This is a genomic window from Mycolicibacterium novocastrense, from assembly GCF_001499835.1.
Classification (GTDB): Bacteria; Actinomycetota; Actinomycetes; order Mycobacteriales; family Mycobacteriaceae; genus Mycobacterium; species Mycobacterium novocastrense.
Genome location: NZ_LQIH01000014.1, coordinates 55,187 through 81,473, shown reverse-complemented (window position 1 = coordinate 81,473; position 26,287 = coordinate 55,187). Strand labels below are relative to the sequence as shown.

Sequence of the window (26,287 nt, the reverse complement as noted above, 5' to 3'; positions counted from 1 at the left end):
GCGTGGACGCACGTGCGACGTTCGGCGGTGGTGTCGCGGTCATCACCGGCGCCGGAAACGGGATAGGCGCGGGGCTGGCACGCCATGCCGCCGCATTGGGCATGACCGTTGTGCTCATCGACGTCGACGCCCCGGCGATCGCGGCGCTCCGCCGAGAACTCGCCGGGTCGGTGGACCTGGTGTGCGATGTGCGTGATCCCGAAGCACTCGAACGAGTGGCCGCACAGGTGTACTCGGAGATCGGCCCGGTCCGCCTGCTGGTCAACAACGCCGGTGTCGAGCAGTTCGGATATCTTTGGGACACCCCGGTCGAGAACTGGGACCGGCTGGTGGACATCAACGTCAACGGCGTGTTCTACGGAATCCGCGCATTTCTCCCGCGCATGATCGCCGCGGACACTCCGTCGTGGGTGTGGAACCTGTCGTCGATCGGCGGGGTCGCCGTCGTGCCGCTGCAGGCGCCCTACATCATGAGCAAGCACGCGGTGCTGGCGCTGACCGAATGTCTGCGCCTGGAGGTCGAATTGGCCGGCCACGCCGACCGGATCCACGTGCAGGCGGTGCTTCCCGGCGCGGTCAAGTCGAACATCTTCGAGTCCGCCGGCGGCGTGGACGGCGGCGACGTCGGGGCCGCCGAGGCGCAGCGGACCGCGATGCTCGACATCAAGGCCGAGGCGATGGACCCGGTCGAGGCGGCGCGGGTGGTGTTCGAGCAGGCCGCGGCCGGTGAGTTCTATCTGCTCACCCAACCCGAGTACGTGGGCAACGCCATGGCGGAGCGTGCCGAAGTCCTGGTGTCGCGCCGGGCGCCGGTCCTGCGCACCAGGCGGCGATTCGACCCGACACGGCATTGACGGAATCCGACTGAAGGAAGGTCGACGTGCAGATCGCCGACAAGGTGTTCGTGGTGACCGGCGCCGGCAACGGTATGGGCAGGCAAGTCGCGCTCGGGCTCGCCCGCCGCGGCGCACGCATTGCGGCGGTCGACCTCGATTCGGTCGGCCTGGCTGGTACAGCGGAACTCGCGAGCGTCAACGGCGTCCTGATGTCCACGCATGTTCTCGACCTCACCGACAACGAGGCGGTCACCGCGCTACCCAATGAGGTGGCAAAGGCGCACGGACAGATCGACGGACTGGTCAACATCGCCGGCGTCATCCACCGATTCGCACCCTTTTCCGAGCTTTCCCCAGATGAGACAGACCGCATCATGGCCGTCAACTTCGACGCCACAGTGCGGATGTGCCGAACCTTCCTGCCGTCCCTGCTGACGCGGCCGGAGGCGAACATCACCAACATGTCGAGTCTCTCTGCGCTGTTGCCGTTCGCCAGCCAAACGCTGTACAGCGCGAGTAAAGGCGCGGTGAAGCAGTTCAGCGAGGGCCTCTACGGCGAACTATGCGACACCAATGTCCATGTGGTGACGGTGTTTCCGGGAAACATCGACACCAACCTCACGGGGAACTCCGGGGTGGCGATGCTCGACGCCGGCGACAGGAAGGTTCGTTCCGCCACCGCCGAAGCCGCAGGCAAGAAGATCGTCGATGGAATCGCCCGTGACCGCTTCCGCGTCCTGATCGGCTCGGACGCGTTGGCCCTCGACATCTTGGCCCGGCTGTCTGCGAAGCGCGCAACCCGCTTGGTCGCCAGACAGATCAAGTCGGTTCTATGAGGGTGGACATGGCATCTGAAACCGAGTACGACGTCATCGTTGTCGGGTTCGGTGCTGCCGGCGCCGCCGCGGCGATCGAGGCTGCCGATCGCGGAGCTCGCGTCCTGGTCCTGGATCGGGGGTATGGCGGCGGCGCGACCGCCTTGTCGGGCGGGATCGTCTACGCGGGCGCGGGCACGGCCGAACAGCGGGCTGGCGGGTACGACGACTGCGTCGCGGACATGCGGGCGTATCTCGAACAAGAAGTCGGCGACGCGGTCAGCGGCGAAACACTCCAGAGGTTCTGCGAACAGAGCCCGGATCTGATCGAGTGGCTCAAGAGACAGGGGGTCGCGTTCCGCGGCGGTACCGTGTCCTCATACAAGACGTCGTATCCGACCGACGATTTCTACCTCTACTACTCCGGCAACGAGAAGGCCCATCCCTACGCGCGGCACGCGCGCCCCGTGCCGCGCGGACACCGCGTGGTGGCTCCGGGTATGAGCTCGGGCAAGGTGCTGTTCGAAAACCTGCGCCGTTCGGCGAAAGCCAAAGGCGTCGAATTCATTCCGTTGTGCCGGGTGCACCAACTCATAGCCGATGACCACGGGCGGATCCGCGGGGTCCGGTATCGCGCGATGCCGACGAACCATCCCGACGCGCGTAAGCACCGCGTTCTGACCAAGCTCACCGGAAAGGCCGGCACCTGGCTGCCCGGCCTGGTCAAGGGCGCGGTCCGGCGCGCCGAGACGCTGTGGTCCGAGGCTGCCGTGGACGGCGAGGCGTCCGCACGAGCAGTGATACTGGCCGCGGGCGGTTTCGTCCACAACCGTGAGTGGATGGCCGAACATGCTCCGGAGTTCATGAAGATCTCGCCGCTCGGCACCCCCGGCGACGACGGCTCGGGTATCGCCCTGGGAGTCGAAGCCGGAGGCATGACCGACAAGATGGGCAACATCACGGCCTGGCGCTTTCTATCGCCCCCGAGCGCATTTCTCGAAGGCCTCACCGTGGGCCGGGACGGCCGACGCATCGCCAACGAAGACCTTTACGGCGCAACGCACGGCAATGTGATGATGCGCGAGTTCAGCGGCGCGGGCTGGGCCATCTACGACGCCCCGACCTGGAGAAAAGTAAAGGCCCAGATTCGCACGCAGACACAGCTTTTCCAGCGCCTGCAATTGATTTACCTCTTGACAGTCGGACACCGGAAGGCGTCGACGGTCGAGGACATCGCCGGTAAGAACGGGATCGATCCGACCGGTCTGCGCCGCACCGTCGAGGAGTACAACCGCGGCATTGCCGGCGGCGCAGGTGACCCCGCGCACAAGGAGCCGGATCTGTGTCCGCCCTTGACAACCCCGCCGTTCTACTCGATAAACATCTCTGCGGACTCGTCGATGTTCTATCCGATCCCCGGGCTGACACTCGGCGGCCTCATCGTCGATGAACACACCGGCGAAGTCGCCCATCGTGACGGTGGGACGGTGGCCGGCCTCTACGCCGCGGGCCGCAATGCGGTCGGTATCTGCTCCAACAGCTATGTCAGCGGGTTGTCCATCGCGGACTGCATCTTCAGCGGACGACGCGCGGGAGCGCACGCGTCGGACACGCTGCGGTCGGTCTCGAGTGATCGAAATCGCCTGTGACGCACCACCACCTGGATCCCGACGCCGCGGCGCGGGTTGCTCAGTTCGGGGACGTGGCGCCGATGCGGGAGCGCGGGCTCGGCGCCGTGCGTGACGCGTTGGAATCCGCGCCGCTGCCTGCGATGCCGGAGATGGCCGACGTCGAAGACCGGATCATCGAGGGCCCCGTCGGGGACATCCCGCTGCGCATCTACCGGCCGTCAACCGACAGCGACGCCCCAGCGGTCGTCTACTTCCACGGCGGCGGGATGGTTCTGGGCTCCAACCACTCCTTCGAACCGTTGGCGCGCAACCTCGCCCACCACTCCCACGCCACGGTGGTGTCCGTCGACTACCGCCTGGCCCCCGAAGCGGCACCCCCGGCCCAGTTCGACGACGCCTACGCCACGACCTGTTGGGTGGCCGCCCATGCCGACGACCTCCGGATCGACTGCACCCGGGTCGCGGTGGCGGGCGACAGCGCCGGGGGAACGCTGGCCGCCGGCGTCGCGTTGGCCGCCCGCGACCGCGGCGGCCCAACCCTATTCGCTCAGGTGCTGATGTATCCGGGCGTCGACAAGGATCTCGAGGTCCCGTCGATCCGGGCCATGCCCGAGGCGCCGATGCTCACACTCGCCGACATCGAGTACATGCACGAGCTGGCCGAAGGCCCCGAGCACCCGTACACGGTTCCCGCACGCGCGCATGATCTGTCGGGCCTGCCGCAGGCCGTCGTCGTAACGGCCGAAGCCGATCCGATCCGCGACTGGGGTGAGCGCTATGCGGACCGGTTGCGCGAGGCGGGAGTGCAGACGACGGTGACCCGCTACCCCGGTGTGTACCACGGGTTCTTGATGCGTTCAGAGGCGACGGCCCGCGGGAGACTGGCGGTGGCCGAAATCGGCGCGCTGCTGCGCGCGAAGTTCGCCCATCCGCTGCCTTTCTGACCGGGCGGAAACAGATGTCCCGATGACCGGACAGGCACGCGTCCACTTGCGCGCCGCAACCACAGAATTGGCCAAGCGACCGGCATGAGATGCCGGCCCCGAGAGTAGGAGTGAACATGCTCACCCAAGAGCAGCGGATGGAGTTGTCCGACATTCTGCGGCCGGCCTCACCGCCACGCGAGATCGACAACGTCTACACCGACGACCAACGTGAGCGCCTCCTCGACGTCGTGCGGACGCAGGGGCCGTGGAAGCTGATCATCGCCCAGCATTTCGCGTCGGCCGAGGAATTGATGGCCACGATGAGTGGAATGTTCCCCGAGGGGTTCACCCCTTCTCTGGATCTGTTCCTGACGGCGACATTCCGCGGGTACCTGGCCAACTACGGCACGGTGCTCTACCCCGAGCTGCACGACTGCTTCTACAACCAGCGCTTCGTCGAGTACGCCAAGAGCTACTGGAACGCGGAGTACGCCAAGCCCGAGATGATGCTGTTCAACATCAACGGGCCCTGCGCCAACCGCGATCCCGGCCATTTGGATTCACCCAGCTTCCGCGGTGTTCGCCACGAGAACGCACCCACCTGGCTGACCAGCGTGATGGGCAAGTCGGGGCTGTTCCGCGACTACCTCGTCAAGATGGCTCAGGTCATCACGTGGTTCTCCCTCGACGAGGGAAGCGGTTTCACGTACTGGCCCGACGGGCCCCTCAAGCCGCCGCGTCGGCTGCTGCCACCGGTGTACAACCGCGGTGTGCTCGTGCAGAACGAGATGATGGTGCACCGCGGCGAGGCCAACGGGCCGCTCGATCAACAGACCCCCGCGGGGCTGGCGTTCGACACGGTGTTCACCGGAGACCCGGCGGACCGCGACTCGTGGCTGCTGAAGAACGGCGATGACGTGATCGCCCGCCACCACACCGATGAGTTGCGGTTCCTGGTGCACTGGTCGGCCGAGGTGTTCACCGATTTCGCCGAGCTCAAGAAGAACATGGACGGCAGCGACGATCTGACCGTCGAGAAGGCGATCGACATGCTCGTCGACGATGTGCACTCCAAGGGCATCAAGCTCGACGTGCCGAGCGAACCGCTGCACGACCCCGAGTTCATCGCGGCCCTGAACGCCGTCTACGACCTCGGCGGCCCGGCCGAATATCCGAAAGAGGCTCCCCTGTCGGCATTCCAGCTGACCTGAGCGGGATTTGGGTGCTCTAACAGTCGCTGAGCGACTGTTAGAGCACCGAGATCACTCGGTTTCGTCGACGATCGGCAGCGCACCGCGGCGCGCTGCCTCCTCGATCGAATCCCTGAGTTCGAAACACACGAGAAACGGCCTGCCGTCGTGCGCGTGGATGGCGTCGGCGTCTCTGCGCTGATGACATCTGGTGGTGGACTCACTGTCCCACTGCACGCTGGTCTGTTGCCAGGTGCTCTTGCGCACCAGAACGCTTGCCGCGCAGAGCCGGCACGTCACCGACGTCATCGGTGCGTCGGCGAGGCGGTTGTCCTGGCGGACGGTCATCCCGCGCTCGTGACGGCGTCCCGCGCGGCGATATTGGCTTCCACGATCTTCATCCACTCTTCGCGCGGCCGGGTGGTGTCGATCTCGTACTCGAAACGATCCACCATGTCGGGGGTCACGTCGGCGACGTCGACATAGAACTGCTCATACCAGCGACGCAGTTGGTAGACCGGCCCGTCCTCCTCGCACAACAGCGGGTTGTCGATGCGGGCCTTGTTCTTCCAGATCGCGACGTCCTGCTCGAAGCCCATCTTGACGAAGTCGCCGAGGCCGATCGCCGTCTGCATCGCGAGGTCGTCGGGCAGGGTCTCGGACTTCTTGACGATGATCCCGTACTGCAGCACGAAGGAGTCCTGGTCGATCGGATAGTGGCAGTTGATCAGCACCGTCTTGTGGTCGACGTCGGTGTAGTGGTACGTCAGATCGTCGATCATGAACGACGGCCCGAAATACGATGCGACCGAAGTGGTTCCGAGCATCTGCGTCGGCCCGGGCTCACCGAGATCCGGCCGTCCCGCGCTGTTCATGTACTGCGTCGCGACATGACCTTCGAAGATGTTCTTGAAATGCGTCGGCAGCGATCCGTGGATGTAGAAGAAGTGGGCCATGTCGACGACGTTGTCGATGATCTCGCGGCAGTTGGTGTTGACCACGGTCGTGTACCAGTGCCAGTCGGTCCACTCATCGCTCGTCGCACCTTCGATGCGCGGGATCGTGACCTCTGGCGGTGGCGGGTTGCCCTCCGGGTCGTTCCAGATGAACAACATGCCGTCCTGTTCGAGCGTGGTCCACGTCGCGGTGCGGGCCAGCCGCGGTACCCGCTTGCTGTAGGGCACCTTCTTGCACCGGCCGTCGCCGCCCCAGCGCCAGTCGTGGAACGGGCAGGCGATCTCGTCGCCCTTGACCTCGCCCTGGCTGAGGTCGCCGCCCATGTGGCGGCAATACCCGTCCAAAACGTTGAGGCGGCCGTCGCCGCCGCGAAACACCACCAGCTTCTTGCCGAACGCGAAAACTTGATGCGGCTTACCGTCACCGAAATCTCTGACCAGCCCCAGGCAATGCCAGCCTCGGGCGAACCGCGACGGCGCGGCCTCCGCCTCGATCTGGCGGACCTCGATATCGGTGTCCATCGTCATACCGCTGTTCTAGCACTGCTCACCGGGCCCGTTCACGGTTCTGTTCCGCTCATCAGGACATCGATACCGGTCCGCTCGCATCCGCTCTACGTTGATGGCTTGTGACTAGCGCACACGGGGCAACGATCCCGGACGGGTTGCCGATAGCCGATACGACCGTCGATCTGGTGGTGGTCGGTTCGGGCACCGGTATGACTGCCGCCCTCGCCGCTCACGAGCGCGGCCTGTCCGTGCTCATCGTCGAGAAGTCGACCTATGTCGGAGGTTCGACCGCCCGCTCCGGCGGGGCGCTGTGGCTGCCGGCGAGCACGGTGATCAACGGTGCCGGCGGCGCCGACACCGCGGAGCGGGCGAAGACGTACCTCGACGCCGTGGTCGACGGGACCGCCGACGCCCAGCGGTCGGACGCGTTCGTGGCCAACATCGGCGCGACGGTCGAACTTCTGCGGCGCACAACGCCAATGCGGCTGTTCTGGGCCAAGGAGTACTCGGACTACCACCCCGAGGCGCCCGGCGGCACCGCTGTCGGGCGCACGTGCGAATGCCGGCCCCTCGATTCGGCGATTCTGGGCCGGTACCGAACACGCCTGCGGCCCGGCGTGATGGAAGCCAAGGTTCCGATCCCGACCACCGGCGCGGACTATCGATGGCTGAACCTGATGTCGCGGATGCCGCGAAAGGGTCTGCCGGTGGTCGCCAAGCGCCTCGGCCAGGGTGTGGGCGGTCTGCTTCTCAAGCGGCGATACGTCGCCGGCGGTCAGGCGCTGGCCGCCGGTCTCTTCGCCGGTGTTCTGCGCGCGGGCATCCCCGTCTGGACCGACACCACGCTGCTTCGGCTACTCACCGACGGCGACCGGGTCAGCGGCGTGGTGCTGAGCCACGGCGGCACCGACGTCACCGTATCCGCGCGCCGCGGTGTGGTGCTCGCCGCGGGTGGTTTCGACCACCAGATGGACATGCGGTGGAAGTTCCAGTCGGAGCAACTCGGCGAGCACGCCAGCCTGGGAGCCGAAACCAACACCGGCGATGCCATCCGTATCGCCCAAGACATCGGGGCCGCAACCGATCTCATGGATCAGGCGTGGTGGTTTCCCGCCGTCGCCGCGCTACCGGGTGCCGACCCGAAGGTCATGCTGGCCGAACGGTCGCTTCCCGGATCGCTCATCGTCGACCAGAGCGGAAATCGCTTCGTCAACGAGGCGACCGACTACATGTCGTTCGGGCAGCGGATCCTCGAGCGGGAACGCGCGGGAAATCCGGTCGAGACGATGTGGATCGTCTTCGATCAGGGCTATCGCAACAGCTACGTCTTTGCCGCCGAACTGTTCCCCCGGATGGCGATCCCCAAGAGGTGGTACGACGCCGGCATCGCGCATCGTGCCGAGTCGATCGCCGCACTCGCACCCAAGATGGGCCTCGACCAGTCGGCCCTGACCTCGACCGTCCAGCGCTTCAACGAGAATGCCGGTGCGGGCGTTGATCCGGACTACCTGCGAGGGGCCAGCGCCTACGACCGCTACTACGGCGACCCGACGGTCACTCCGAACCCGAACCTGCGCCCACTGAATCGGGGCCCGTTCTACGCCGTGAAGATGGTGCTGAGCGACCTCGGCACGTGCGGCGGCCTGCGCGTCGACGACCACGCCCGGGTGCTGCGCGAGGACGGCGGCGTCATCGACGGGCTGTATGCGATCGGCAACACCGCCGCCAACGCGTTCGGCGCCACCTACCCCGGCGCGGGCGCGACGATCGCGCAGGGCCTGGTGTACGGCTACATCGCCGCCTCAGACGCCGCCGGCGGCTGACCGGTCAGTCGTCGGCTTCGGCTTTCTTCTCGATCTCGTACCAGTATTCCGGTGTGGGCCAAGGAATCTGGTCACCGCTCTCGATACCGGCATCAGCGAAGGCGGCTTCCGCCTCGTCGAGCTCCTTGAGCATCTTCAATGCCAGCTCACGCTCGGACGCGTAGTACCTTTCGGCCCATTGCAGAGCGATTTTGGCATAGGCCCACGACGATTCCACGCCCGCCCACTTCGCATCCTTTGCGGCTTCACGCTGCATGGCGTCTGCGTACGCGACGTGCTCGTGGAGGATTTCCTTGAGCCGCTCAGGTTTTGTCAGGTGGCCGAATGTCACCCGGAGCAGCGGGCTGTGCTTGAGGACAGGCGGGTCCACCGGCGCTTCGTTGGCCCACCGGCGCACAGCGTCGAGACCGGCAGGCGTGATTTTGTACAGTCGGCGATTGCGCGTGCCACCGGTGTTCTCGACGCGTGAGGTCAGCAATCCCAATCGCTCCAACTTCTTCAGTTCAGAGTAGATCTGACTGTAGGCGGGGCTCCCGTAGAAGAAGCGCATGGTCCATTCAGTCCACTTGCGGATGTCGTAGCCGGAGACCTCTTGTTCATACGACATCAGACCCAGCAGCGCCCAACTGGTCGCGGCCAGATTCGGCTTCGCGTCGGACGTGCTTTTCGCCATTTGCTTAGCCTAACAACGCCAGCTCACACCGCTCGTTCGACGCACCACTGGCCGGGATGTCGCCTTGCAGCGGCGCCGAGGCTTACGCACGCTGAACCCATGGCCGGCTCCGAACTCGACGATCTGCGCGCCGTGTACGAACCCTTGGCGCAGTCGGTGCGCCGACTAGTCGACATCACGATCCGCACGACAGCGGACGCAGCGACCGTCGAAGCAGTCAAGAACAGAATCGATTGCGCAAGTGACGAACTCAGCGCATCGCTGGTCGACGGCTCGTTCGGTCTGCAACATACCCGCGACGGCGAAGCGATGGTGTGGGGCAACGTCGTCATCGGGCTGCGCAACCCGGCCGCCCCGCCGCTGGAGGTCCACCACGACACCGACGGACGAGTATGGGCCGAGTTCACACTCGGCGCCGCGTTCGAGGGCCCTCCGGGACATGTCCACGGTGGCGTCTGCGCGATGCTGCTCGACCACGTGCTCGGCGCCACGGCGCACAAACCGGGTAAGCCCGCGGTGACGGGCACGCTGACCACGCGCTACCGGCGGGGAACCCGGCTCGGCCACCCGCTGCGCGCGGAGGCCTGGGTCGAACGGCTCGAGGGCGCCAAGACCTTCGCCGTGGGGCATATCGCCGACGCCGACGGCGTCACCGTGGAAGCCGACGGTGTCTTCATCCATCCGCGAGTTCCGTGACCGCCGGGGCCCAGGGCCGGCGGATACCGCCTTTCGGTCCACCGGCCGCGGCACCGCCTGCCAGAATCAGGTGTGGACCTCGAGCGTCTGGATCCGGACATGCCGGAGGGCTACCGACGCAATGAGACGGAAGCCCAACGGCTGGACCGTAATTGGTCGAGCCTGCTGCAGGAGTTACGGGTCGCTCAGACGGGCGTGCAGCTGCTCACCGGCTTCCTGCTGATCTTGCCGTTCACCGACAACTTCTCCGAGCTGGACGAGCTCATGCGGATCGTCTATCTCGTGACGGTGGCCTGCTCGATCGGAGCGACAACCCTGCTCATCGCTCCGGTCAGCATGCATCGGTTGTTGTTCCGCAGACACCGCATGGACACCCTGGTCTCGACCGCGCATGCATTCGCCATCACCGGCACGCTGCTCCTCGGCGTCGCGCTCGCCGGCGTGGCGACGATCATCTTCGACGCCGTCGCCGACCGGGTGGCGGCATGGATCGCCGGCGGTGGCGTCCTGGTCGCGCTCGTCGTGTTCTGGTATCTCGTGCCTCTGCGACGCCGCACTCCCCCGAATGCCTCGTAACGACGTTTGCGGCCCTGTTCGCCTGGGAACACCTGGCCCATGTTGATTCGACGTATCGCGCGCCCGATGCTGTCAGCAGCCTTCATCGCCAGAGGCGTCGAGGCCCTACGCAGCCCGAAACCCGCGGCCGACGCCGCACGCCCGACACTCGAGGGTCTGAGCAAACTGCCGGACCCGGTCGGCACCAACGTTCCGACCAACGCCGAGACCGTCGCCCGTGCCACGGCCGCCGTCCAGATCGGCGGTGGCCTGCTGCTGGCCACCGGCAAACTCCCCCGACTCGCCTCCGCCGCGCTCGCACTCAGCGTGGTGCCGGGCAGCCTTGGCGGACATACGTTCTGGAGTGAGACAGACCCCCAGCGCAAAGCCGAAGAACGGCGTGCGTTCATCACCGACGTGAGCCTGATCGGTGGGCTGATCATCGCCGCGGTCGACACCGAGGGCAAACCCTCGATCGGCTGGCGCGGCCGACGCGCGGCACACAAGGTGTCCGAAGCGGTCACCACGGCGCTGCCCGTCGGGGCGGCGGCCGGCGGCGCTCTGACCGACAGCGCGTTGGCCGACAAGGTCGGTCACGGTCTGCAGGTCGGCGCCGAACGCGGCCGCGAGTTCGCCCACGTCGCCCGCGAACGCGGCGCCGAACTGGCCGAGGTCGCCCGCGAACGCGGACCCGAACTCGCCGAGCGGGCGCGCAAACGCAGCGCCGAACTGGCCGAGGTTGCCCGCGAGCGCGGACCCGAGCTCGCTGAGGTGGCGCGCAAACGCGGGTCGGTGCTCGCCGATGTCGCGCGGGAGCGGGGCTCGGAGTGGGCCGACGTCGCCCGCGACCGCGCGCCCGAACTGGCGGAGACGGCGCGGGGGCGCGCGGCGGAGCTGGCCGAGACCGCACGCAAGCAGGCCGACACGGCACGCAAACAGGCCGAGACGACACGCAAGCAGGCCCGCAAGCAGGCCAAGCGCCAGCAGCGCAAGCTTCGCTGACTGTCCACCAAGCGAACGAAAGCGCCCCTGATCCGCTGGGGACGCCGGTACATTGACTCGGATGACTAGCGGAAATCTCGGACCCCAGCCGGATCAGTACGGCGGCGGCTATCCGGCGGGCGGCGGTCAGCCGGGCGGCCTGCTCCTGCGTTGGCTCGCCCGGATCATCGACGGCATCCTCGTCGGAATCGTGAGCTGGCTGTTGGCCTTCCTCACCGATACCGCCTCCAACATCATGGTCACCGGCTTCTTCACCGGCGGCTTGATGTTCGTCTACTTCCTCGCGTTCGAGGCCGGTACGGGCTCGACACCGGGGAAGAAGATCCTCGGCCTGACCGTTCGCGGTCCCGGCGGGGCCGCCAAGCCGACCGCCGCGCAGGCGGCCATTCGCAACTCGTGGACGCTGCTTCCGATCATCCCGTTCGTCGGCGGATTGCTCGGCGTCATCGCGATCATCGTCATCGCCGTCACCATCAGCGGCAGCCCGACCAAGCAGGGCAAGCACGATGAACTCGCGGGCGGCACGCAAGTCGTCAAAGGCTGACCGTCACAGCGGTCGACACGGTTGACCCGCAACATGTCGGGGTCAGATCACCAGCCACACAACAAGGCTGAACGCGAATGCGGTGAGGCCAAGCGTGGTCTCCATGACCGTCCACGTCTTCAGCGTGGTCTTGACGTCCATCCCGAAGAAGCGGCTCACCAGCCAGAAGCCCGAGTCGTTGACGTGTGAGAGCACGGTCGATCCGGCGGCGATGGCGATGACCAGCAGGGTGAGGTGAAGACTGCCCAAGCTCGCCTCGGCGGCTGCGGCACTGATCAGCCCGGCCGTCGTCGTGATCGCGACCGTGGCCGATCCCTGGGCCACGCGCAGCAGCGTCGCGATGATGAAGGCCTGGACGATCAGCGACATCCCCAGACCCGACAGGGAATCGCTCAGGGCGCTGCCGATGCCGCTCAACCGCAGCACTCCGCCGAACATGCCGCCTGCCCCGGTGATTAAGATGACCGAGCAGATGGGCCCGAGCGCGTTGTCGTAGAGGGCGCTGACTTCGTCCATCGACCGACCCCGCCGCAGACCCAACACCACGGCCGCCACGATCACGGTGATCAGCAGCGCAACACTCGTGTTGCCGAGCAACATCAGGTAGCGCACCCACGTGGCGTCCTCTGCCAGAATCCCCGCGGTCACAAGGGTGTCGAGAACGGTGTTGAACGAGATCAACACGAACGGAAGAAGCAGCACGCCGAGCACGGAGGCGAAGGACGGAACGGTTCGGGCCGCGGTGGCCACTCCTTTAGCGCCGGTTCCGCCGGGGGTGTCGCCGGCACCGTCGGGTTCGGAGTTCGTTGTTCCGCCGTTCATTTCGCCGAACAACGCCGTCGGAACGTCGACGTGTACGCGGCGCCCGATCACCCGGGAAACCAGCAGTACGCCGATGTACCAAGACAATACGGCGACCGGAGCGCCGACCAGGAGCGTCACGCCGATGCTCGCGCCGAGTGCCTCGGCCGCGGCCACCGGCCCCGGATGGGGTGGCACCAGGGCGTGCATGGCGGCGAATGCGCCCGCCGCGGGCAGACCGTAGAGCAGCAGCGATCCTCCGAACCGTCGGGCGACGGTCATGATGATGGGCAGGAATACGACCAGACCGGCGTCGAAGAAGATCGGGAAGCCGAACAGCAGCGCGGCGACGCCGAGCGCGAACGGCGCGCGCTTCTCACCGAATCGGGCGATCAGCGTATCGGCGAGAACCTGGGCGCCGCCGGTGACTTCGAGCAGCCGACCGAGCATGACGCCGAAGCCGACGAGCAACGCCACCGAGCCGAGGGTGTTCGAAAAGCCGTAGCTGATGGCGTCGGGAACATCGCCCACCGGGATGCCCGCGGCCAGTGCCGTGAGCACGCTGACGAGCACCAACGCCACGAAGGCGTGCAGTTTGACCTTGATGATCAAGAACAACAGGAGCGCCACCGCCCCCGCGGCGATCAACAGGAGCGTCGTGGCTCCGTAGGCGGGATCGATTGCTTCCATCAGGCCTCCGAACTGTCAGTGCCGGACGTATCACGCCCACTGGCGGGTGGTCAAAGTGCTTTAGCGGCATCGTGTTTTGGTTCATCGGGTGTGTCGGCCACGGGTCTTACCGGTCGGTCGAACCCGTTGCCGCTACATAGCTCTCGACGATGGCATCGATGCTCTGGTCGACGTCGATGTCGACGCCGCGCTCGTCGGATCCCAGCGGTTCGAGTGTCGCGAATTGAGAAGCCAGCAGTGATGCCGGCATGAAGTGACCGGGACGGCTGGCCTGCCGCCTGCCGATGACCTCTGGGGTGCCGACCAGATGCAGGAGTTCCACCTCAGGGCAGTGACGCCGCAACTGATCCCGGTACTTGCGCTTGAGCGCCGAGCAACTCATCACCCCACCGGTTGCGCAGCGCTCGGCCAACCACTCACCGATCGCTTCCAGCCACGGGTAGCGGTCGTCGTCGTCGAGCGCCTCACCGGCCGTCATCTTCGCGATGTTGGCCGGCGGATGGAAGTCGTCCGCATCGGCGAACGGTACGCGCAATCGCTGCGCGAGCGCAGCACCCACGGTCGACTTGCCCGAACCCGAGACGCCCATGACAACGATCGGAGACGCCATTTCCTCCACCTACCCAGTTGTGTTTGGCATCACACAGCATTCCGTAATAGGCATACGATTGCAATAGGGTCACGTATTAATTCGTCTTTAAGTCCGGCTGACGAACCTATGAAACGATGTATGCGTGGCGTCTCAACCAATCGTCGGCGCGCTGCACGGCAATCTTCTCAAGGCGCTCGGCACCGCGATCGTCTCCGGTGAGTATCCCGCCGGGCAGGTGTTGACCCTCGACGGGGTCAGCGCGCGTCACGGGGTGTCGCGCAGCGTCGCTCGTGAGGCGATCCGGGTGCTCGAATCGATGGGCATGGTCGAATCGCGTCGGCGGGTGGGCATCACGGTCCAACCGTCGCAGAAGTGGAATGTCTTCGACCCCAGGCTGATTCGCTGGCGCTTGGAAGGCGGCGACCGGGCCGCCCAACTCCTCTCGCTTTCCGAGCTACGCCGCGGATTCGAGCCCGCGGCGGCCGCTCTGGCCGCGCGGCGGGCCGGTCCGGACCAATGCCGCATCATGGCAGCCGCCGTTTCGGACATGGTCGTCCACGGCCGCGCAGGCGACCTCGAGGCATACCTGGAGGCCGACAAGCTGTTTCACCGCACCATGTTGGAGGCCAGCGGCAACGAGATGTTCCGTGCGCTGGACGGTGTTGTGGCCGAAGTGCTCGCCGGGCGAACCCACCACGGGATGATGCCCTCGACGCCCAACCCCGCCGCGATCAACCTGCACGACGAGGTTGCGCGCGCCATCCGGCTGCGTGACGAGGCGGCGGCCGAACAGGCCATGCGGGCGATCATCGACGAGGCCAGATCGGCGGTGTCCGAGGATTCGTCGGGCCACTGACACCTCTTGATCGGGCCGCGGCGGACGCGGATCGACGTCAGTGGTTAACTGCCGACGTGGACAGGCAACCGTCGTTGGCGCGCCGATTCTTCGATCGACTCGAACCCGTGCACGCCGTCACCTACTTCGCCCCCGAAGCTCGCGCGGCCCTTGACGGCCTTGGCTACAAGGGATTCTGGATGGGCTATTTCGCGGCCAGGTCGGCACCGCTGGGCGCGGTGGCGCCCGAGGTGGTGACGGCGGCGTTCTACAACTTCGCGCCGCACCGGGTCGCCAAGGCTCTTCCGGCGGCGTGGGAGGTGGCTCCCCCGGCCGACGCGCTGCGGGTCCGACTGGAGTCCGCGGTGGCGGCGCTCGAGCGTTACGGCGTCGGACACGGCGACGATGTGGCCACCGCGGCTGACTTGTTGGCGAAGGTCGCCCGCAACGCCGCGCTCGACGGTCGATGCCTGTTCGCCGCGAACGCGGCGCTGCCGTGGCCGGACGAACCTCTGGCCAAGCTCTGGCACGCCACCACGCTGCTGCGGGAACAGCGCGGTGACGGTCACGTCGCGTTGCTCATCACTCACGGGATTTCCGGTCGCGAGAGCAACATCCTGCACGCCGCTGCGGGCCGTGTGCCCAAGGAGATGATCATGCGCAGCCGCGACTACGACGACGAACAGTGGGCGCTGTACCGCGACCGGCTAGCCGAACGCGGGCTGCTCGACGGCGATGAGCTCACCGACGCCGGCCGCGACCTCAAACAGCGGATCGAGGACGACACCGACCGGCTGGCGCTGCCGGCGCTCGACGTGTTGAACGATGACGAGATCGAGACACTGTTCCGCACCCTGACACCGATCACCCGCAAAGTCGTCGCCGGCGGCGACCTGCCCGCCGCGACGCCCATGGGCCTGAACCGCGACGACCTCGACGACGACAGCGCCCACCTGACCTGACAATTCGTGCCGCGACGGTGCGTGTCTGCACACGACACGCCGCGCCGTGACAGCAATTTGCGCACTCTCACGGCACGCTGAGTGACGTGATGGTGCTCAAATCGGTGATGCTGTTCGTCCTCGCCGCGCTGCTCGAGATCGGCGGCGCGTGGCTGGTGTGGCAGGGCGTGCGTGAGCACCGCGGTTGGTGGTGGATCGGCGCCGGTGTGATGGCCCTGGGCGCTTACGGTTTCGTCGCCGCGTTCCAGCCCGACGCCCATTTCGGCCGGGTGCTGGCGGCGTACGGCGGGGTCTTCATCGCCGGCTCACTCGCGTGGGGAATGATCGCCGACGGCTTTCGGCCCGATCGGTGGGACGTCACCGGGGCGCTGATCTGTCTGGCCGGCGTTGGTCTGATCATGTACGCCCCGCGCTAGCGCACGCCCGCTGCGGCGCGAGGGTGCGCAAAGCGCCGAATTTTCGCGGCGTGTCGTGTGCAAACTCGCACGCTCGCGCCACAACGAAGGCGAGGCTAGGGCTGGTTGCGGTTCCACTCCAGCCAGCCCACGCCCTTGCGGCCGTCGGCCGTCGTGACCGTCGCCCACGCGCGGGGGAAGTGGCTGATCCGGCCGTCGGGCGAGGTCAGCAGCACCGGAGCGTGGGCGCGCACCTCGGCCGTGACGGTCACGTCGCCGGGCGCCAGCGTCAGCGTCGTCTCCACCGGTAACGCGTTGTCGGCGAACGTCTCCCGCGCAGTGACGGTCTGCAGTTCGATCAGCGGTTCGCCGGGCGGTTGCACATAGCCGATACCGAGCGGCGGAGCGCCAGGGATGCGGATGTCGACACCGTGCAGATGGGTGCCGTCGTCGAGGTGCAGCGCGCTCCACACCCAGTCCATCGCCCACCAGTCGCGCACACCCCAGGAGTGGTCACGCTGGCCCGGCACATCGGTGAACGTGAACTCGTGACCGTCGACCGACACTGTGCCCGACACGGAGCACGGTATCTCGTAGCGCGGGGTCACCCGGTACAGATACGGCGTGCCGGTGGTGGTCCACTCGAGTTCCATCGACACGTCGACAGGACGGCCGGGCTCGTTGCGGAGCAGCCCAGCCGGATCGTCGTACGCCTGGCCGCGGCCGCGCATGGTGACGCGGACGGTCTTGAGCGGTTCGGTGGGGGTCAGCGTCAGTTCGATGGCGTCGGTGCCCTCGAAGTCGAGCAATGCGTAGGTCGGGATGTTCGGACCACACACCAGGCCGTTGACCCAGGACGTCTTGAGGTTCGGGTACAAGCCGAGACGCACCCAACCGCCGATCTCCTGCTGCGGGTCGACGAAGTCGTAGTACCAGCTCTCGTTCCACAGCGGCTCGTCGCTGGACGGATGTTCACCCTCGTCCTCGGCCGTGGGTGTAAGGGGTTCGGGCGCAACCGGTTCCGGGAGTATGCTCAGCGCGTTGACGTCGATTACGTGCTCGCAGTGGCGCTGTAGCATCGTCATGAACATCTCGTCGCCGCGCTCGGTCTGCTCGACCAGCATCGAGGAGATGATCGCCATCATCACCCCGAAGAAGGTCTGCCTGCGCACGCCGTCGCGGACGTCCTCGAAGCTGATCGTTGCGTCGGGACCCAACGCCTGGTGGTAAGCGTCCAACAGCGCATCGTAGTGCTCGCGGCGCAACTCGACAGGGAGCGCACAGCCCATGAAGTACGCCACGTCGGTCATCGCCGGACCCCAGGTGACCGTCTGCCAGTCGACGACTGTCAGCGGCCGGTCGGCCCCGGCCTGCCCGAACAGCATGTTGTCGAGCCGGTAGTCCCCGTGCACGAGCCCCTTGACCCGGTCGTCCGCCGACTCCGCGGCGAGATACCCGTCGAAGCTCGCGAGCAGTCGCTCGCACACCTCACGATGCTCGGGCGCGATCTTGTCGGCATAGCGCTCGGCGAAGCCCGCGTACAGGTTGGCGATCAGCGCCTGGTTGACCGGTGCCTCCCGGTTGAGCCATTCGGCGCTCGCGGCAGCGGGATCCCCGAGCAGCGGACCGTGCAGTCTGCCGAGCTCGGACAGCGCCAGCATGGCCTGTTCGACTGAGGCGCCGCGGATCTCGTCGCCGACGGTCGCCGGGCCGGCGTCACCGAGGAGCAGATGGAAGGCGCCCGTTTCCGGGTTGAATGCCGACGAAAAGCAGGGCGCCACCGGTCCCCCGATCCGCGGCGCGATGTCGGTGTAGAACCGCACCTCGCGTTCGTAAAGGCCCAGCGCCAAACCGGTCTGCCTGCTGACCGCGTCGGTGGCGGCCACCTTGAGCACCACGGTCGCGGGGCCGGCGTGCTGGTCCGCATACGTCAGCGTGACGCGGTAGCACTCGCTCATCTGGCCCGTCCCGATGCGCTCGTAGGAGAAGTCCGCGACCGCTGAGCCGATCGCGGACGTCAACCACTCGGCGGTCAGATCTGCGGGGCTTTCGACGACGTTGATGGTGGGCACCATTCCTCCGTGTGACGATTCGTGGTCGCTGGGGGCCAGCGTCAACGCGAGACTAGCGAGAAGTTTTCCCACGCCTCCCTGCGGGCGGCGTGCGGGTCGAACTCGATGCGCGGGCGCTGATCGAACACTCGCACGGCGCGATCCGCGCTGGTGTAGGCGGGCCAGTCGGCACCGGGGACGCCGGTGGCCGCGAATTCGCGCCAGCGGCGTTGGACGTCATCGCTGACGCGCAACGCGGTTTTGCGGTCACCGACCGCGGTGAGCAGACGGCCGAGCCCGGTGCGGTACACGTCGTACACCGCCAGTAGTTCGGTGGCGTGCGTGGCGCCGAGGCCCGACCAGCGCAACGGGCGCGGTGCGTAGTCGTAGCGGTACAGGTAGGTCGGCGCGTGGCGGCTGTGCGCCTCGGCGATCTGCCAGGCGGCCGAGCCGAACGCGAAATCGCTGCCGAACTGGACGCATGCCTTTTGATTCGGATATCCCGGGTACGCGGCGGTGATACGTTCCCGCTCTTCAGGTTCCGCCTCGGCGAGCAGCCGCTCGATCATCGGCTCGGACATGGGCAACAGCTTGAGGAAACGACCGAAGAGGTTGGCCTCTTCGGCATTCGTCCCGACGATGAGCGGCAGCCGGTGTCCATTGCCACTGCGCATCGCCTCCACCGGATCCTGTGGCAGGTAGTCGGTTCCGCTCGTGGGCCCGGCCGCGAAGGCGCCGAGCATCTCGCGTTGGCCGTGTCTGATGAGATCTTCGAACGCATCGACCAATTCGGCCGGGCGCGCCGCCATCACCGCGTTGGCGCCGTCGTTCTCCCCCGCGCCCAGCATGGCGGCGAACCGCGTCGCGTACTGTGCGGCCACCTCCGGGGTGCGCACCATTCCCGCCGCCGGACTCTCCGAGATCGCGTTGGCGAAAAGGCCTTTCGCGGCGGGTACCGCGAGCAACGTGGCCACGGCGTGCGCTCCGGCGCTCTCGCCGAAGATCGTCACATTGTCGGGATCGCCGCCGAACACCGCGATGTTCCCGCGCACCCAGCGCAGGGCCATCACCAAATCGCGCAGATACAGGTTGTCGTCGATCGTGACGTCTGAGTTCGATAGCGACGACAGGTCCAGACACCCCAGCGCACCCAGGCGGTAGTTGACCGATACGTACACACATCCCTTGCGGGCCAGTGCCGCACCGTCATAGATCGGGGTGGCCGACGTCCCCATGAAGTAACCGCCGCCGTGGATGAAAACCATGACCGGCAGCGCGGAACCCGACCGTTTTTTCGGGCTCACCACGTTCAGGGTCAGGCAGTCCTCGCTCATCGGTTGGTACTTGCCCGGTGCCAGCATCGTGTACATGCGTTGCTGGGGGGCGCAGTTGCCGTATCCGTGGCAGTAGCGGACCCCGCGCCACGGCTGGACGGGCTGGGGCGCGCGCAGCCGCAGCGGACCCACCGGCGGGCGCGCGTAGGGAATGCCACGCCAACGGTGCACGCCGTCGCGGGTGAACCCCTCGATCGTGCCGGAGGCGATGGTCGCGCGGACGGTGTGTTCGTGCATCACCCGACGTTAGCAATGCTCTCTCGAGCACGGCCTCCCGCCGCGCCTGACCAGGGATCGCGTGTCGGCCCGCTAGCCTGGCCGGTATGCGAATGGCTGTGCTGATCGCGTCCGTGCTGGTAGCGGGGTGTTCGACGACGACGGGCGGGCAAGCTGAACGGATAGAACCGATTCCACCGTCTCCGTCGGCGAGTTCGCCGACCACGACCACGACCAAACCGAAGCCCACCGCTCCGCCGGCACCCGGCGCGCCGATCGGCGACGTGGTGGCCTGGGTGGAAGCCGGTGAGCCCGCCGACACCGGCCGGTACCACGCGGCCATGCGCGAGGGCCAGACAACGGACCTCGGCGAGGACGTCGCGTTCACCACGCCGTCGGGCAAAACGAGTTGCATGACCGACAGCCAGTACGCCGACGGGGCGCTGGCCTGCCTGGTGGACCTGGTCGACCCGCCACCGCGGCCGGCTGACGCCTACGGCGAGTGGAAGGGCGGCTGGGTCGACTACGACGGCACCAGCGTCATCGTCGGCTCCGTGCACGGAGACCCCGGCCGGTTCACCGCCGGCGAGGGCCCCGAGCTCCCGTACGGCCAGGCGTTGTCCTTCGGGGACTACCGCTGCCGAACCGACACCGTCGGACTGTTCTGCGTCAACTACGCCTATCAGTCCGCGGTCAAGTTCAGCGACGCAGGCATCGAACCGTTCGGCTGCCTGCAGTCGGTCACCGCGCCCCCGCAGACCGGCGAGAAGTTCAGCTGCTGACCACCCGCACTAGGCCACGCCCTTGCGCTTCAGCAGCGGCAGCACACCTTCGGCGAACCAGTAGGCCTCTTCCAGGTGCGGGTAGCCCGACAGGATGAACTCGTCGAAGCCCAGCGAGTAATACTCGTAGATCAGATTGGCGACCTCCTCGTGGCTGCCGATGAGCGCCGTGCCCGCGCCGCCGCGCACCAACCCGACACCGGCCCACAGGTTCGGGTAGATCTCCAGCCGGTCGGTCCGACCGCCGTGCAGTGCGGTCATCCGCCGCTGCCCCTCGGACTGCGACTTGGCGTGCAGCGCAGTGGCTTTGGCGATCTGCTCTGCACTCAGCCCCGTCAGCATCTCGTTGGCGACCGCCCAGGCCGCCGCCGAGGTGTCGCGGCTGATGGTGTGCAACCGGACGCCGAACCGCACGGTGCGCCCACGTTGTTCGGCGAGCTCACGGACTCGCGCGACCTTCGCGGCCGCGTTCTGCGGTGGCTCGCCCCACGTCAGGTACACGTCGACGTACTGCGCGGCGATCGGCAGCGCGGCCGGTGAAGATCCGCCGAAGTAGATCTGCGGCAACGGATCCGGCGGCTCGGACACGCGCGCATCGGCGACCTTGTAGTAGTCGCCTTCGAAATCCAGCGATTCCCCGCGCCAGATGGAATCGACGATGTGAAGGAACTCCCCCGTGCGCGCGTAGCGCTGGTCGTGGTCGAGCCAGTCGCCGAACCGGCGCTGTTCGACGTCGTCGCCACCGCTGACGATGTTGAGCAGCACCCTCCCCCCCGGAGAACCGCTGCAGCGTCGCGGCCTGCTGGGCGGCGAGCGTGGGCGGCGTCAGCCCCGGCCGGAACGCGACGAGGAACTTCAACCGCTCCGTCTCGGCCAACAGGGCCGATGCGCTCAACCATGCGTCCTCGCACCAGGTTCCGGTCGGGGTCAACACCCCTTCGTAACCCAGGCGGTCGGCGGCGCGGGCCACCTCGGCGAGATAGCGCCGCGTCGGCGCGCGGTAGTTGGCAGGCACGGTCTGCTGTGACGACGCGTGCGACGAACCGACGATGGACCGGCTGTCGCCGGCGGTGGGCAGGAACCAGAAGAACTTCCCCGAGGACATGTCGCTCCTAATCGCGAGTCAGGTAGAGGGGCTTGAGCACGTCGGTATAGCGGCGGTCGACCCAGCGTTCGAAATCCGGTGCCGCCGCGATCTGTTCGGACTCGGCGAACAGATCGGCCATTTCCTGCTCGGATGCGATCAGTTCGTCGGACAGGTCGGTGGGCAACCGCAGGCTGCGCCCCTGTGCGAGTGCGGCGACCGCGGGATCGAGGCCCACTTCTTCTCCGTAGCGTTTCGCCCACTGCTCGCGGTTGTCGTCGGCCCACCGGACGGCCTTGGCGTACCGCTGCAGCAGATCGCTCAGCGCGGTGTTGCGTTTCGGGTCGGCCAATGCGGCGTCGGAGGCGATTCCGAACCCGGCACCGTTGGTGACACCGGTGGCCCGGGCGATGCTGCGCACCGCCAGGTCGGTTTCGGCTTGGGCGGTGTAGGGGTCCCATACTGCCCAGACGTCGACGCGGCGCTGGGTGAACGCCGACAGCGCGTCGGCGGGTTGCAGGAACACCAGCTTCACATCGGAGGCCCTCAAGCCCACCCGGTCCAGCTGGACCAGCGTATGGCCGTGTGCCGAACTGCCTTTGGCGAGCGCAATGCTCTTGCCGCGCAGATCCGCGACCCGCTGGATGGGTGAATCGGCGTGCACCAGGATCTGATCGCCGAATCCGCCGCCGTCCAGGGCCGAGACGACCTTGATCTTCGCGTTGGAGGCGGCGCCGAAGATCGGTGGCGTGTTGCCGGTGATCGCGAAGTCGATCTTCCCGGCGGTAGCCGCCTCGATCTGGGCGGACCGGACGTGAATGTGGAGAAGTTGATCTCGTACGGCAGGCCCTCGAGAGCGCCCGATGCGCGCAGCAGCGCCTCGGTGCCGCCCTTCTGGTCGCCGACGTTGAGGGTGAGGCCGGCGAGGTCGGTCAACGCGACGGTGGCCGGCGCCTCCTGGGCGCCCGAACTGTCCTGGCGCGACACGCATCCGGTCGCCAACAGGCCGATGAGCGCGAGCACAGCGACGACTCTGGACATGACAATCCCTTCGGTTGTATGCGGTTTCAGCTCTGTACGCCGAGCTGGTCGAGCAGTTCGGCACGGTGGCTCGCCGAACCGGTCGAGGTGCGCGGCTCGGGGATGTCGAGCGTGTGGGTGACGCGTCCGTCGTCGAGCACGAGCACGCGGTCGGCGAGCGCAACGGCCTCGTCGACATCGTGCGTGACCAGCAGTACGCCGAACCCGTGCTCACGCCAGAGGTCGAGCAACAACTCGCGCATACTCAGCCGCGTCAACACGTCCAACGCGCCGAACGGCTCGTCGAGCAGCAGTAGATCGGGTTCGGCCACCAGAGCACGAGCGAGCGAAACCCGCTGTGCCTGGCCACCGGACAGGGTCAGCGGCCAGGCGTCGGCACGATCGGCGAGCCCGACATCGGCCAACGCGCGCTCGGCGCGCGATCGGGCCTGATCCCTGGGCAACCCGCTGCGGGTGAGGCCGTACTCGACGTTGGTGCGGACGTCTCGCCACGGAAACAGCCGCGGCTCCTGGAACGCCAGCGCGGGCGGGCCCGACACGACGCGTTCCCCACTGTGTTCGGACGACAGGCCCGCGAGCACCCGCAGCACGGTCGACTTGCCGGATCCGCTGCGGCCGATCAGCGCAACGATCTCGCCGCTGCCGATCCTCATCGATACGTCGACGAGCACGTGGTGCTTGCCGTACCACTTGTCGACGTGCCGCAGTTCGGCCGCAGTGCGGACTTCTCGGGCAGTGGCCAATGTCATGAGCGGTACCTCAATGCACGTCGTTCCAGAACCCGGACGATCGCGTCGGTACCGATGCCGAGCAACGCGTACACGATCAGGCCGAAGATGATGATGTCGATGCGTAGGAAATCGCGGGCGTTGTTGATCAGGAAGCCGATCCCGCTGTCGGCGTTGATCTGTTCGGCGACGATCAACGTCAACCACGCGATCGCCAACGACTGCCGGAAGCCGACGAGCACCTGCGGCGCCGCGCTCGGCACGATGATGCGCCAGAACCGCTGCCAGAACGAAAAGCCCAGCACCTGGGCGGTTTCGAACAGTTTCGGGTCGACCTGTCGAATGGCCGAGAACGTGTTCAGGTACAGCGGGAAGCTGACACCCAACGCGACCAGCAACACCTTGGGTAGTTCGCCGATGCCGAACCACAGGATGAACAACGGGATCAGACCGAGATGGGGCAGCGCCCTGACCATCTGCATGGGCGGGTCGATCGCGGCCTCCACCCACCGCGACAGGCCGACGGCCGTCCCCAGCGCGACACCCAGCACCCCGCCGAGCACCAGGCCCTCGACCACCCGGATGCCCGAAACGCTCAGCGCAGCGGCGAGTTGGCCGTTGCGAACAAGCTCCACGCCCGCCTCGAGGATCAGCGACGGGGCGGGCAGTACGTCCTGGGGGATCAGTCCGACCGCGCTGAGGAGCTGCCACAGCGTAAGCAGTATCACCGGCGACGCCAACCGAAGCACGGCCCATTTGTGTTGCTGCCGAATGGGATTCGCAGCCCGTCCGGCCGCGATGGGCGCGTTGGGCGCGGCGAGGTCTGGTGGGGCGGTCACGGTGATCTGACGCTACGGACCGCCGCGCGCCGCCTGAAGGCTTTGATTCCGGATGAAATAAAGACACAAGCCCCGCCGGGTGCACCGGCGGGGCTGTGGGGATTGGGTTGTCAGTTCAAGCGGAACGAACCCGTGACGAGGGTCGGGGTGACGTCCCTACCGTTGATCCTGGAGCTCATCGCCCCGTTCGACAGGCGGGTGATCTGCTGCGCCTGTTGCAGCTGGCGTTTGTTGCGGACCTCGGCGCGGAACTGGGCGTCGTTGAGTTGTTGGATGTCGGCCTGGTCGAGCGTGCCGCTGAACCCGTTGAGCTGCACACCGACGGCCGAGCCGTCCTCGCGGACCACCCATGCCGCGCGCACGCCGTCGACGCCGGCGGTGTACACACCGGCCTCACCGCCCACCGGTGCCGCGGTGAATGCGTAGGTGATCCCGTTCATGGTCAGGTCACCTTCGACGTCGGCGCCGTCGAACTGCGCGGTCAGCGTGTCGCGGAACCTGGACGTGAGGTCGATCTTGCCGTCGGTCTGATTGCCGAAGAACCAAGCTTCGTCATCGCTGCCGTTGCAGGCGTACGCGGCGAGCTCACCGCCGTCGACGGAGATGCCGATGGTCATCGGCTTGCCGTCGGGCGATTTCATGTCCGCGACGTAGCGCGCCGTCTGCGGAAACGGCCGGGCCTCCGCCGTCGTCGTCGACTCCACCGACGAGCCGCCGGAGCATGCGGTCAGGAAGCCGAACGCGAGCGTCGCGCTGATACTCACGAACAGGATGCGGGTCCATCTCTTCACGGTCATGGTGGTCCATTCGGGCTGAACTGACTGGTCATCGACACGACGAGCCAGCACCCATTGTGGTTCAACGACGCAGCGAAATACCTGGAAATCCAGCTGTCAGCGCCAACCGTCGGCCGCCTTGGCCGCCGTCATCAGCGCCTCGCACAGTTGGCGCAATTCGACGGTGTCGGCGCCTTCCTCGACCGCTGTGGCGACGTCCTCGGCGGCGCATCGGACCTGGTAGATGCGGTCAGAGAGCTCAGCGGCCTCGTCCGCAGTGAGGACGACCGCGTCAGGGGCCAGCGACGTGCCCTTGATCACGGCGCGCTGTTCGTACGCGCGTTGCCGGCACGACTGCCTGCAGTACTGTCGCCGCCTGCCCAGCCCCGCATCGCCGACCTCGCGGCCGCACCAGCGGCAGGCGGCGGGGCGGGCGCGCCTCTTGATCCCGGTTGCCACAGGCCAGACTGTAAACCGAGCTTCATCGGTTTCCCGGTATCATGGTGGGTCGAGTCGGGAACTTCACAGCATGCTGCGGCGTTGATGATTCGGACAATAACGCGCTGATCGAGGAGTGTTTGACGATGGCTGATCGCGTCTTGAGGGGAAGTCGCCTCGGAGCCGTGAGCTACGAGACCGACCGCAACCACGACTTGGCGCCGCGTCAGGTCGCGCGGTACCGCACCGACAACGGTGAAGAGTTCGACGTCCCGTTCGCCGACGACGCCGAGATCCCCCACACCTGGCTGTGCCGTAACGGCATGGAAGGCACCCTGATCGAGGGTGACGCCCCCGAGCCGAAGAAGACCAAGCCGCCGCGCACGCACTGGGACATGCTGCTCGAGCGCCGGTCGATCGAGGAGCTCGAGGAACTGCTCAAGGAGCGGCTCGACATCATCAAGGCCCGCCGCCGCGGCTGACCCCGTCGTTCACCGCGAGCGACCGCTTCACGCCACGAAAGCACGGCGTGTTGCGGTGCGAACACGGTCACTCGCGGAGGGTGG

General features: G+C 66.9%; 26 protein-coding genes and 2 pseudogenes. 15 read left to right on the top strand and 13 right to left on the bottom strand.

Annotation, left to right across the window (positions count from 1 at the left end):
- Positions 1-2: 2 nt before the first annotated feature.
- The 5 genes from AU072_RS13125 (at position 3) to AU072_RS13105 (ending at position 5,419) form a co-directional block, all read left to right on the top strand.
- Complete coding sequence (locus AU072_RS13125; RefSeq protein WP_064414167.1) at positions 3-854, top strand: SDR family oxidoreductase; 852 nt, start codon at positions 3-5, stop codon at positions 852-854.
- 26 nt (positions 855-880) lie between these two features.
- On the top strand, positions 881-1,672 hold the full coding sequence (locus AU072_RS13120; protein ID WP_064414166.1) for an SDR family NAD(P)-dependent oxidoreductase: 792 nt from the start codon (positions 881-883) through the stop codon (positions 1,670-1,672).
- An 8-nt stretch (positions 1,673-1,680) separates the two neighbouring features.
- Positions 1,681-3,300 carry an FAD-binding protein gene (locus AU072_RS13115; protein ID WP_064414193.1) on the top strand — a complete coding sequence of 540 codons (1,620 nt, stop codon included), beginning with the start codon at positions 1,681-1,683 and terminating at the stop codon, positions 3,298-3,300.
- Positions 3,297-4,226 (top strand): alpha/beta hydrolase, encoded by a 930-nt coding sequence (locus tag AU072_RS13110; protein ID WP_064414165.1) that lies wholly within the window; start codon positions 3,297-3,299, stop codon positions 4,224-4,226. The genes AU072_RS13115 and AU072_RS13110 overlap by 4 nt, the downstream gene beginning before the upstream one ends.
- 116 nt (positions 4,227-4,342) lie before the next feature.
- A complete protein-coding gene (locus tag AU072_RS13105) occupies positions 4,343-5,419 on the top strand; it encodes a hypothetical protein (protein ID WP_064414192.1) in 1,077 nt (358 codons plus the stop codon).
- 51 nt (positions 5,420-5,470) lie between these two features.
- Here AU072_RS13105 and AU072_RS13100 read toward each other — a convergent pair whose 3' ends face one another.
- Both AU072_RS13100 and AU072_RS13095 read right to left on the bottom strand, forming a co-directional pair.
- Complete coding sequence (locus AU072_RS13100) at positions 5,471-5,746, bottom strand: hypothetical protein (RefSeq protein ID WP_064414164.1); 276 nt, start codon at positions 5,744-5,746, stop codon at positions 5,471-5,473.
- Positions 5,743-6,882 (bottom strand): 3-ketosteroid-9-alpha-monooxygenase, oxygenase component, encoded by a 1,140-nt coding sequence (locus AU072_RS13095; protein ID WP_064414163.1) that lies wholly within the window; start codon positions 6,880-6,882, stop codon positions 5,743-5,745. Before AU072_RS13095 ends, AU072_RS13100 begins: the two co-directional genes overlap by 4 nt.
- Before the next feature lie 101 nt (positions 6,883-6,983).
- Here AU072_RS13095 and AU072_RS13090 point away from each other — a divergent pair, with 101 nt between their 5' ends.
- Entirely contained in the window at positions 6,984-8,687 is a 1,704-nt protein-coding gene (locus AU072_RS13090) for a 3-ketosteroid-delta-1-dehydrogenase (protein WP_064414162.1), read from the top strand.
- Positions 8,688-8,691: 4 nt separating this feature from the next.
- Here AU072_RS13090 and AU072_RS13085 read toward each other — a convergent pair whose 3' ends face one another.
- Entirely contained in the window at positions 8,692-9,360 is a 669-nt protein-coding gene (locus AU072_RS13085; RefSeq protein ID WP_064414161.1) for a PadR family transcriptional regulator, read from the bottom strand.
- Between the two features lie 99 nt (positions 9,361-9,459).
- Between AU072_RS13085 and AU072_RS13080 the strand changes: the two genes are divergently transcribed.
- The 4 genes from AU072_RS13080 to AU072_RS13065 all read left to right on the top strand — a co-directional run bounded on the left by AU072_RS13080 (position 9,460) and on the right by AU072_RS13065 (position 12,157).
- A complete protein-coding gene (locus tag AU072_RS13080) occupies positions 9,460-10,056 on the top strand; it encodes a PaaI family thioesterase (RefSeq protein WP_064414160.1) in 597 nt (198 codons plus the stop codon).
- 99 nt (positions 10,057-10,155) lie between these two features.
- Positions 10,156-10,632 carry a DUF6328 family protein gene (locus AU072_RS13075; protein WP_064414191.1) on the top strand — a complete coding sequence of 159 codons (477 nt, stop codon included), beginning with the start codon at positions 10,156-10,158 and terminating at the stop codon, positions 10,630-10,632.
- Positions 10,633-10,671: 39 nt separating this feature from the next.
- The gene (locus AU072_RS13070) at positions 10,672-11,613 is read left to right on the top strand and encodes a DoxX family protein (protein WP_064414159.1); all 942 of its coding nucleotides are present in this window, start codon (positions 10,672-10,674) and stop codon (positions 11,611-11,613) included.
- Positions 11,614-11,674: 61 nt separating this feature from the next.
- Positions 11,675-12,157, top strand: a complete 483-nt coding sequence (locus AU072_RS13065) for an RDD family protein (RefSeq protein ID WP_064414158.1) — start codon at positions 11,675-11,677, stop codon at positions 12,155-12,157.
- Between the two features lie 42 nt (positions 12,158-12,199).
- On the opposite strand, the gene AU072_RS13060 is transcribed toward AU072_RS13065, so the two are convergent.
- On the bottom strand, positions 12,200-13,648 hold the full coding sequence (locus AU072_RS13060) for a GntP family permease (protein WP_064414157.1): 1,449 nt from the start codon (positions 13,646-13,648) through the stop codon (positions 12,200-12,202).
- 106 nt (positions 13,649-13,754) lie between these two features.
- Positions 13,755-14,258: a gluconokinase gene (locus tag AU072_RS13055; RefSeq protein ID WP_064414156.1), complete on the bottom strand. Its 504-nt coding sequence runs from the start codon at positions 14,256-14,258 to the stop codon at positions 13,755-13,757.
- A 124-nt stretch (positions 14,259-14,382) separates the two neighbouring features.
- Here AU072_RS13055 and AU072_RS13050 point away from each other — a divergent pair, with 124 nt between their 5' ends.
- From AU072_RS13050 to AU072_RS13040, 3 genes are all read left to right on the top strand, one after another.
- Complete coding sequence (locus tag AU072_RS13050) at positions 14,383-15,096, top strand: FadR/GntR family transcriptional regulator (RefSeq protein WP_064414155.1); 714 nt, start codon at positions 14,383-14,385, stop codon at positions 15,094-15,096.
- A 56-nt stretch (positions 15,097-15,152) separates the two neighbouring features.
- Positions 15,153-16,037, top strand: a complete 885-nt coding sequence (locus tag AU072_RS13045) for an SCO6745 family protein (RefSeq protein WP_064414154.1) — start codon at positions 15,153-15,155, stop codon at positions 16,035-16,037.
- 89 nt (positions 16,038-16,126) lie between these two features.
- A complete protein-coding gene (locus AU072_RS13040) occupies positions 16,127-16,453 on the top strand; it encodes a YnfA family protein (RefSeq protein ID WP_064350090.1) in 327 nt (108 codons plus the stop codon).
- 95 nt (positions 16,454-16,548) lie between these two features.
- Here AU072_RS13040 and AU072_RS13035 read toward each other — a convergent pair whose 3' ends face one another.
- A complete protein-coding gene (locus AU072_RS13035; RefSeq protein ID WP_064414153.1) occupies positions 16,549-18,507 on the bottom strand; it encodes a DUF7064 domain-containing protein in 1,959 nt (652 codons plus the stop codon).
- A gap of 38 nt (positions 18,508-18,545) precedes the next feature.
- Entirely contained in the window at positions 18,546-20,054 is a 1,509-nt protein-coding gene (locus tag AU072_RS13030) for a carboxylesterase/lipase family protein (RefSeq protein WP_064414152.1), read from the bottom strand.
- Positions 20,055-20,140: 86 nt separating this feature from the next.
- Between AU072_RS13030 and AU072_RS13025 the strand changes: the two genes are divergently transcribed.
- Positions 20,141-20,815, top strand: coding sequence for a hypothetical protein (locus AU072_RS13025; protein ID WP_064350088.1), 675 nt, complete (start codon positions 20,141-20,143; stop codon positions 20,813-20,815).
- Positions 20,816-20,824: 9 nt separating this feature from the next.
- Here AU072_RS13025 and AU072_RS13020 read toward each other — a convergent pair.
- The 6 genes and pseudogenes from AU072_RS13020 to AU072_RS12995 all read right to left on the bottom strand — a co-directional run bounded on the left by AU072_RS13020 (position 20,825) and on the right by AU072_RS12995 (position 25,742).
- Positions 20,825-21,920: pseudogene (locus AU072_RS13020) on the bottom strand (LLM class flavin-dependent oxidoreductase).
- A 7-nt stretch (positions 21,921-21,927) separates the two neighbouring features.
- Positions 21,928-22,940 (bottom strand): annotated as a pseudogene (locus AU072_RS13015) (ABC transporter substrate-binding protein).
- 26 nt (positions 22,941-22,966) lie between these two features.
- Positions 22,967-23,689, bottom strand: coding sequence for an ABC transporter ATP-binding protein (locus tag AU072_RS13010; protein ID WP_064414151.1), 723 nt, complete (start codon positions 23,687-23,689; stop codon positions 22,967-22,969).
- Positions 23,686-24,441 carry an ABC transporter permease gene (locus AU072_RS13005; protein WP_407937603.1) on the bottom strand — a complete coding sequence of 252 codons (756 nt, stop codon included), beginning with the start codon at positions 24,439-24,441 and terminating at the stop codon, positions 23,686-23,688. The genes AU072_RS13010 and AU072_RS13005 overlap by 4 nt, the downstream gene beginning before the upstream one ends.
- A gap of 176 nt (positions 24,442-24,617) precedes the next feature.
- A complete protein-coding gene (locus AU072_RS13000; protein WP_064414190.1) occupies positions 24,618-25,298 on the bottom strand; it encodes a hypothetical protein in 681 nt (226 codons plus the stop codon).
- 102 nt (positions 25,299-25,400) lie between these two features.
- The gene (locus AU072_RS12995) at positions 25,401-25,742 is read right to left on the bottom strand and encodes a hypothetical protein (RefSeq protein ID WP_064414149.1); all 342 of its coding nucleotides are present in this window, start codon (positions 25,740-25,742) and stop codon (positions 25,401-25,403) included.
- 125 nt (positions 25,743-25,867) lie between these two features.
- On the opposite strand from AU072_RS12995, the gene AU072_RS12990 reads away from it, so the two are divergent.
- Positions 25,868-26,203: an RNA polymerase-binding protein RbpA gene (locus tag AU072_RS12990; protein ID WP_064350208.1), complete on the top strand. Its 336-nt coding sequence runs from the start codon at positions 25,868-25,870 to the stop codon at positions 26,201-26,203.
- Positions 26,204-26,287: the final 84 nt, after the last annotated feature.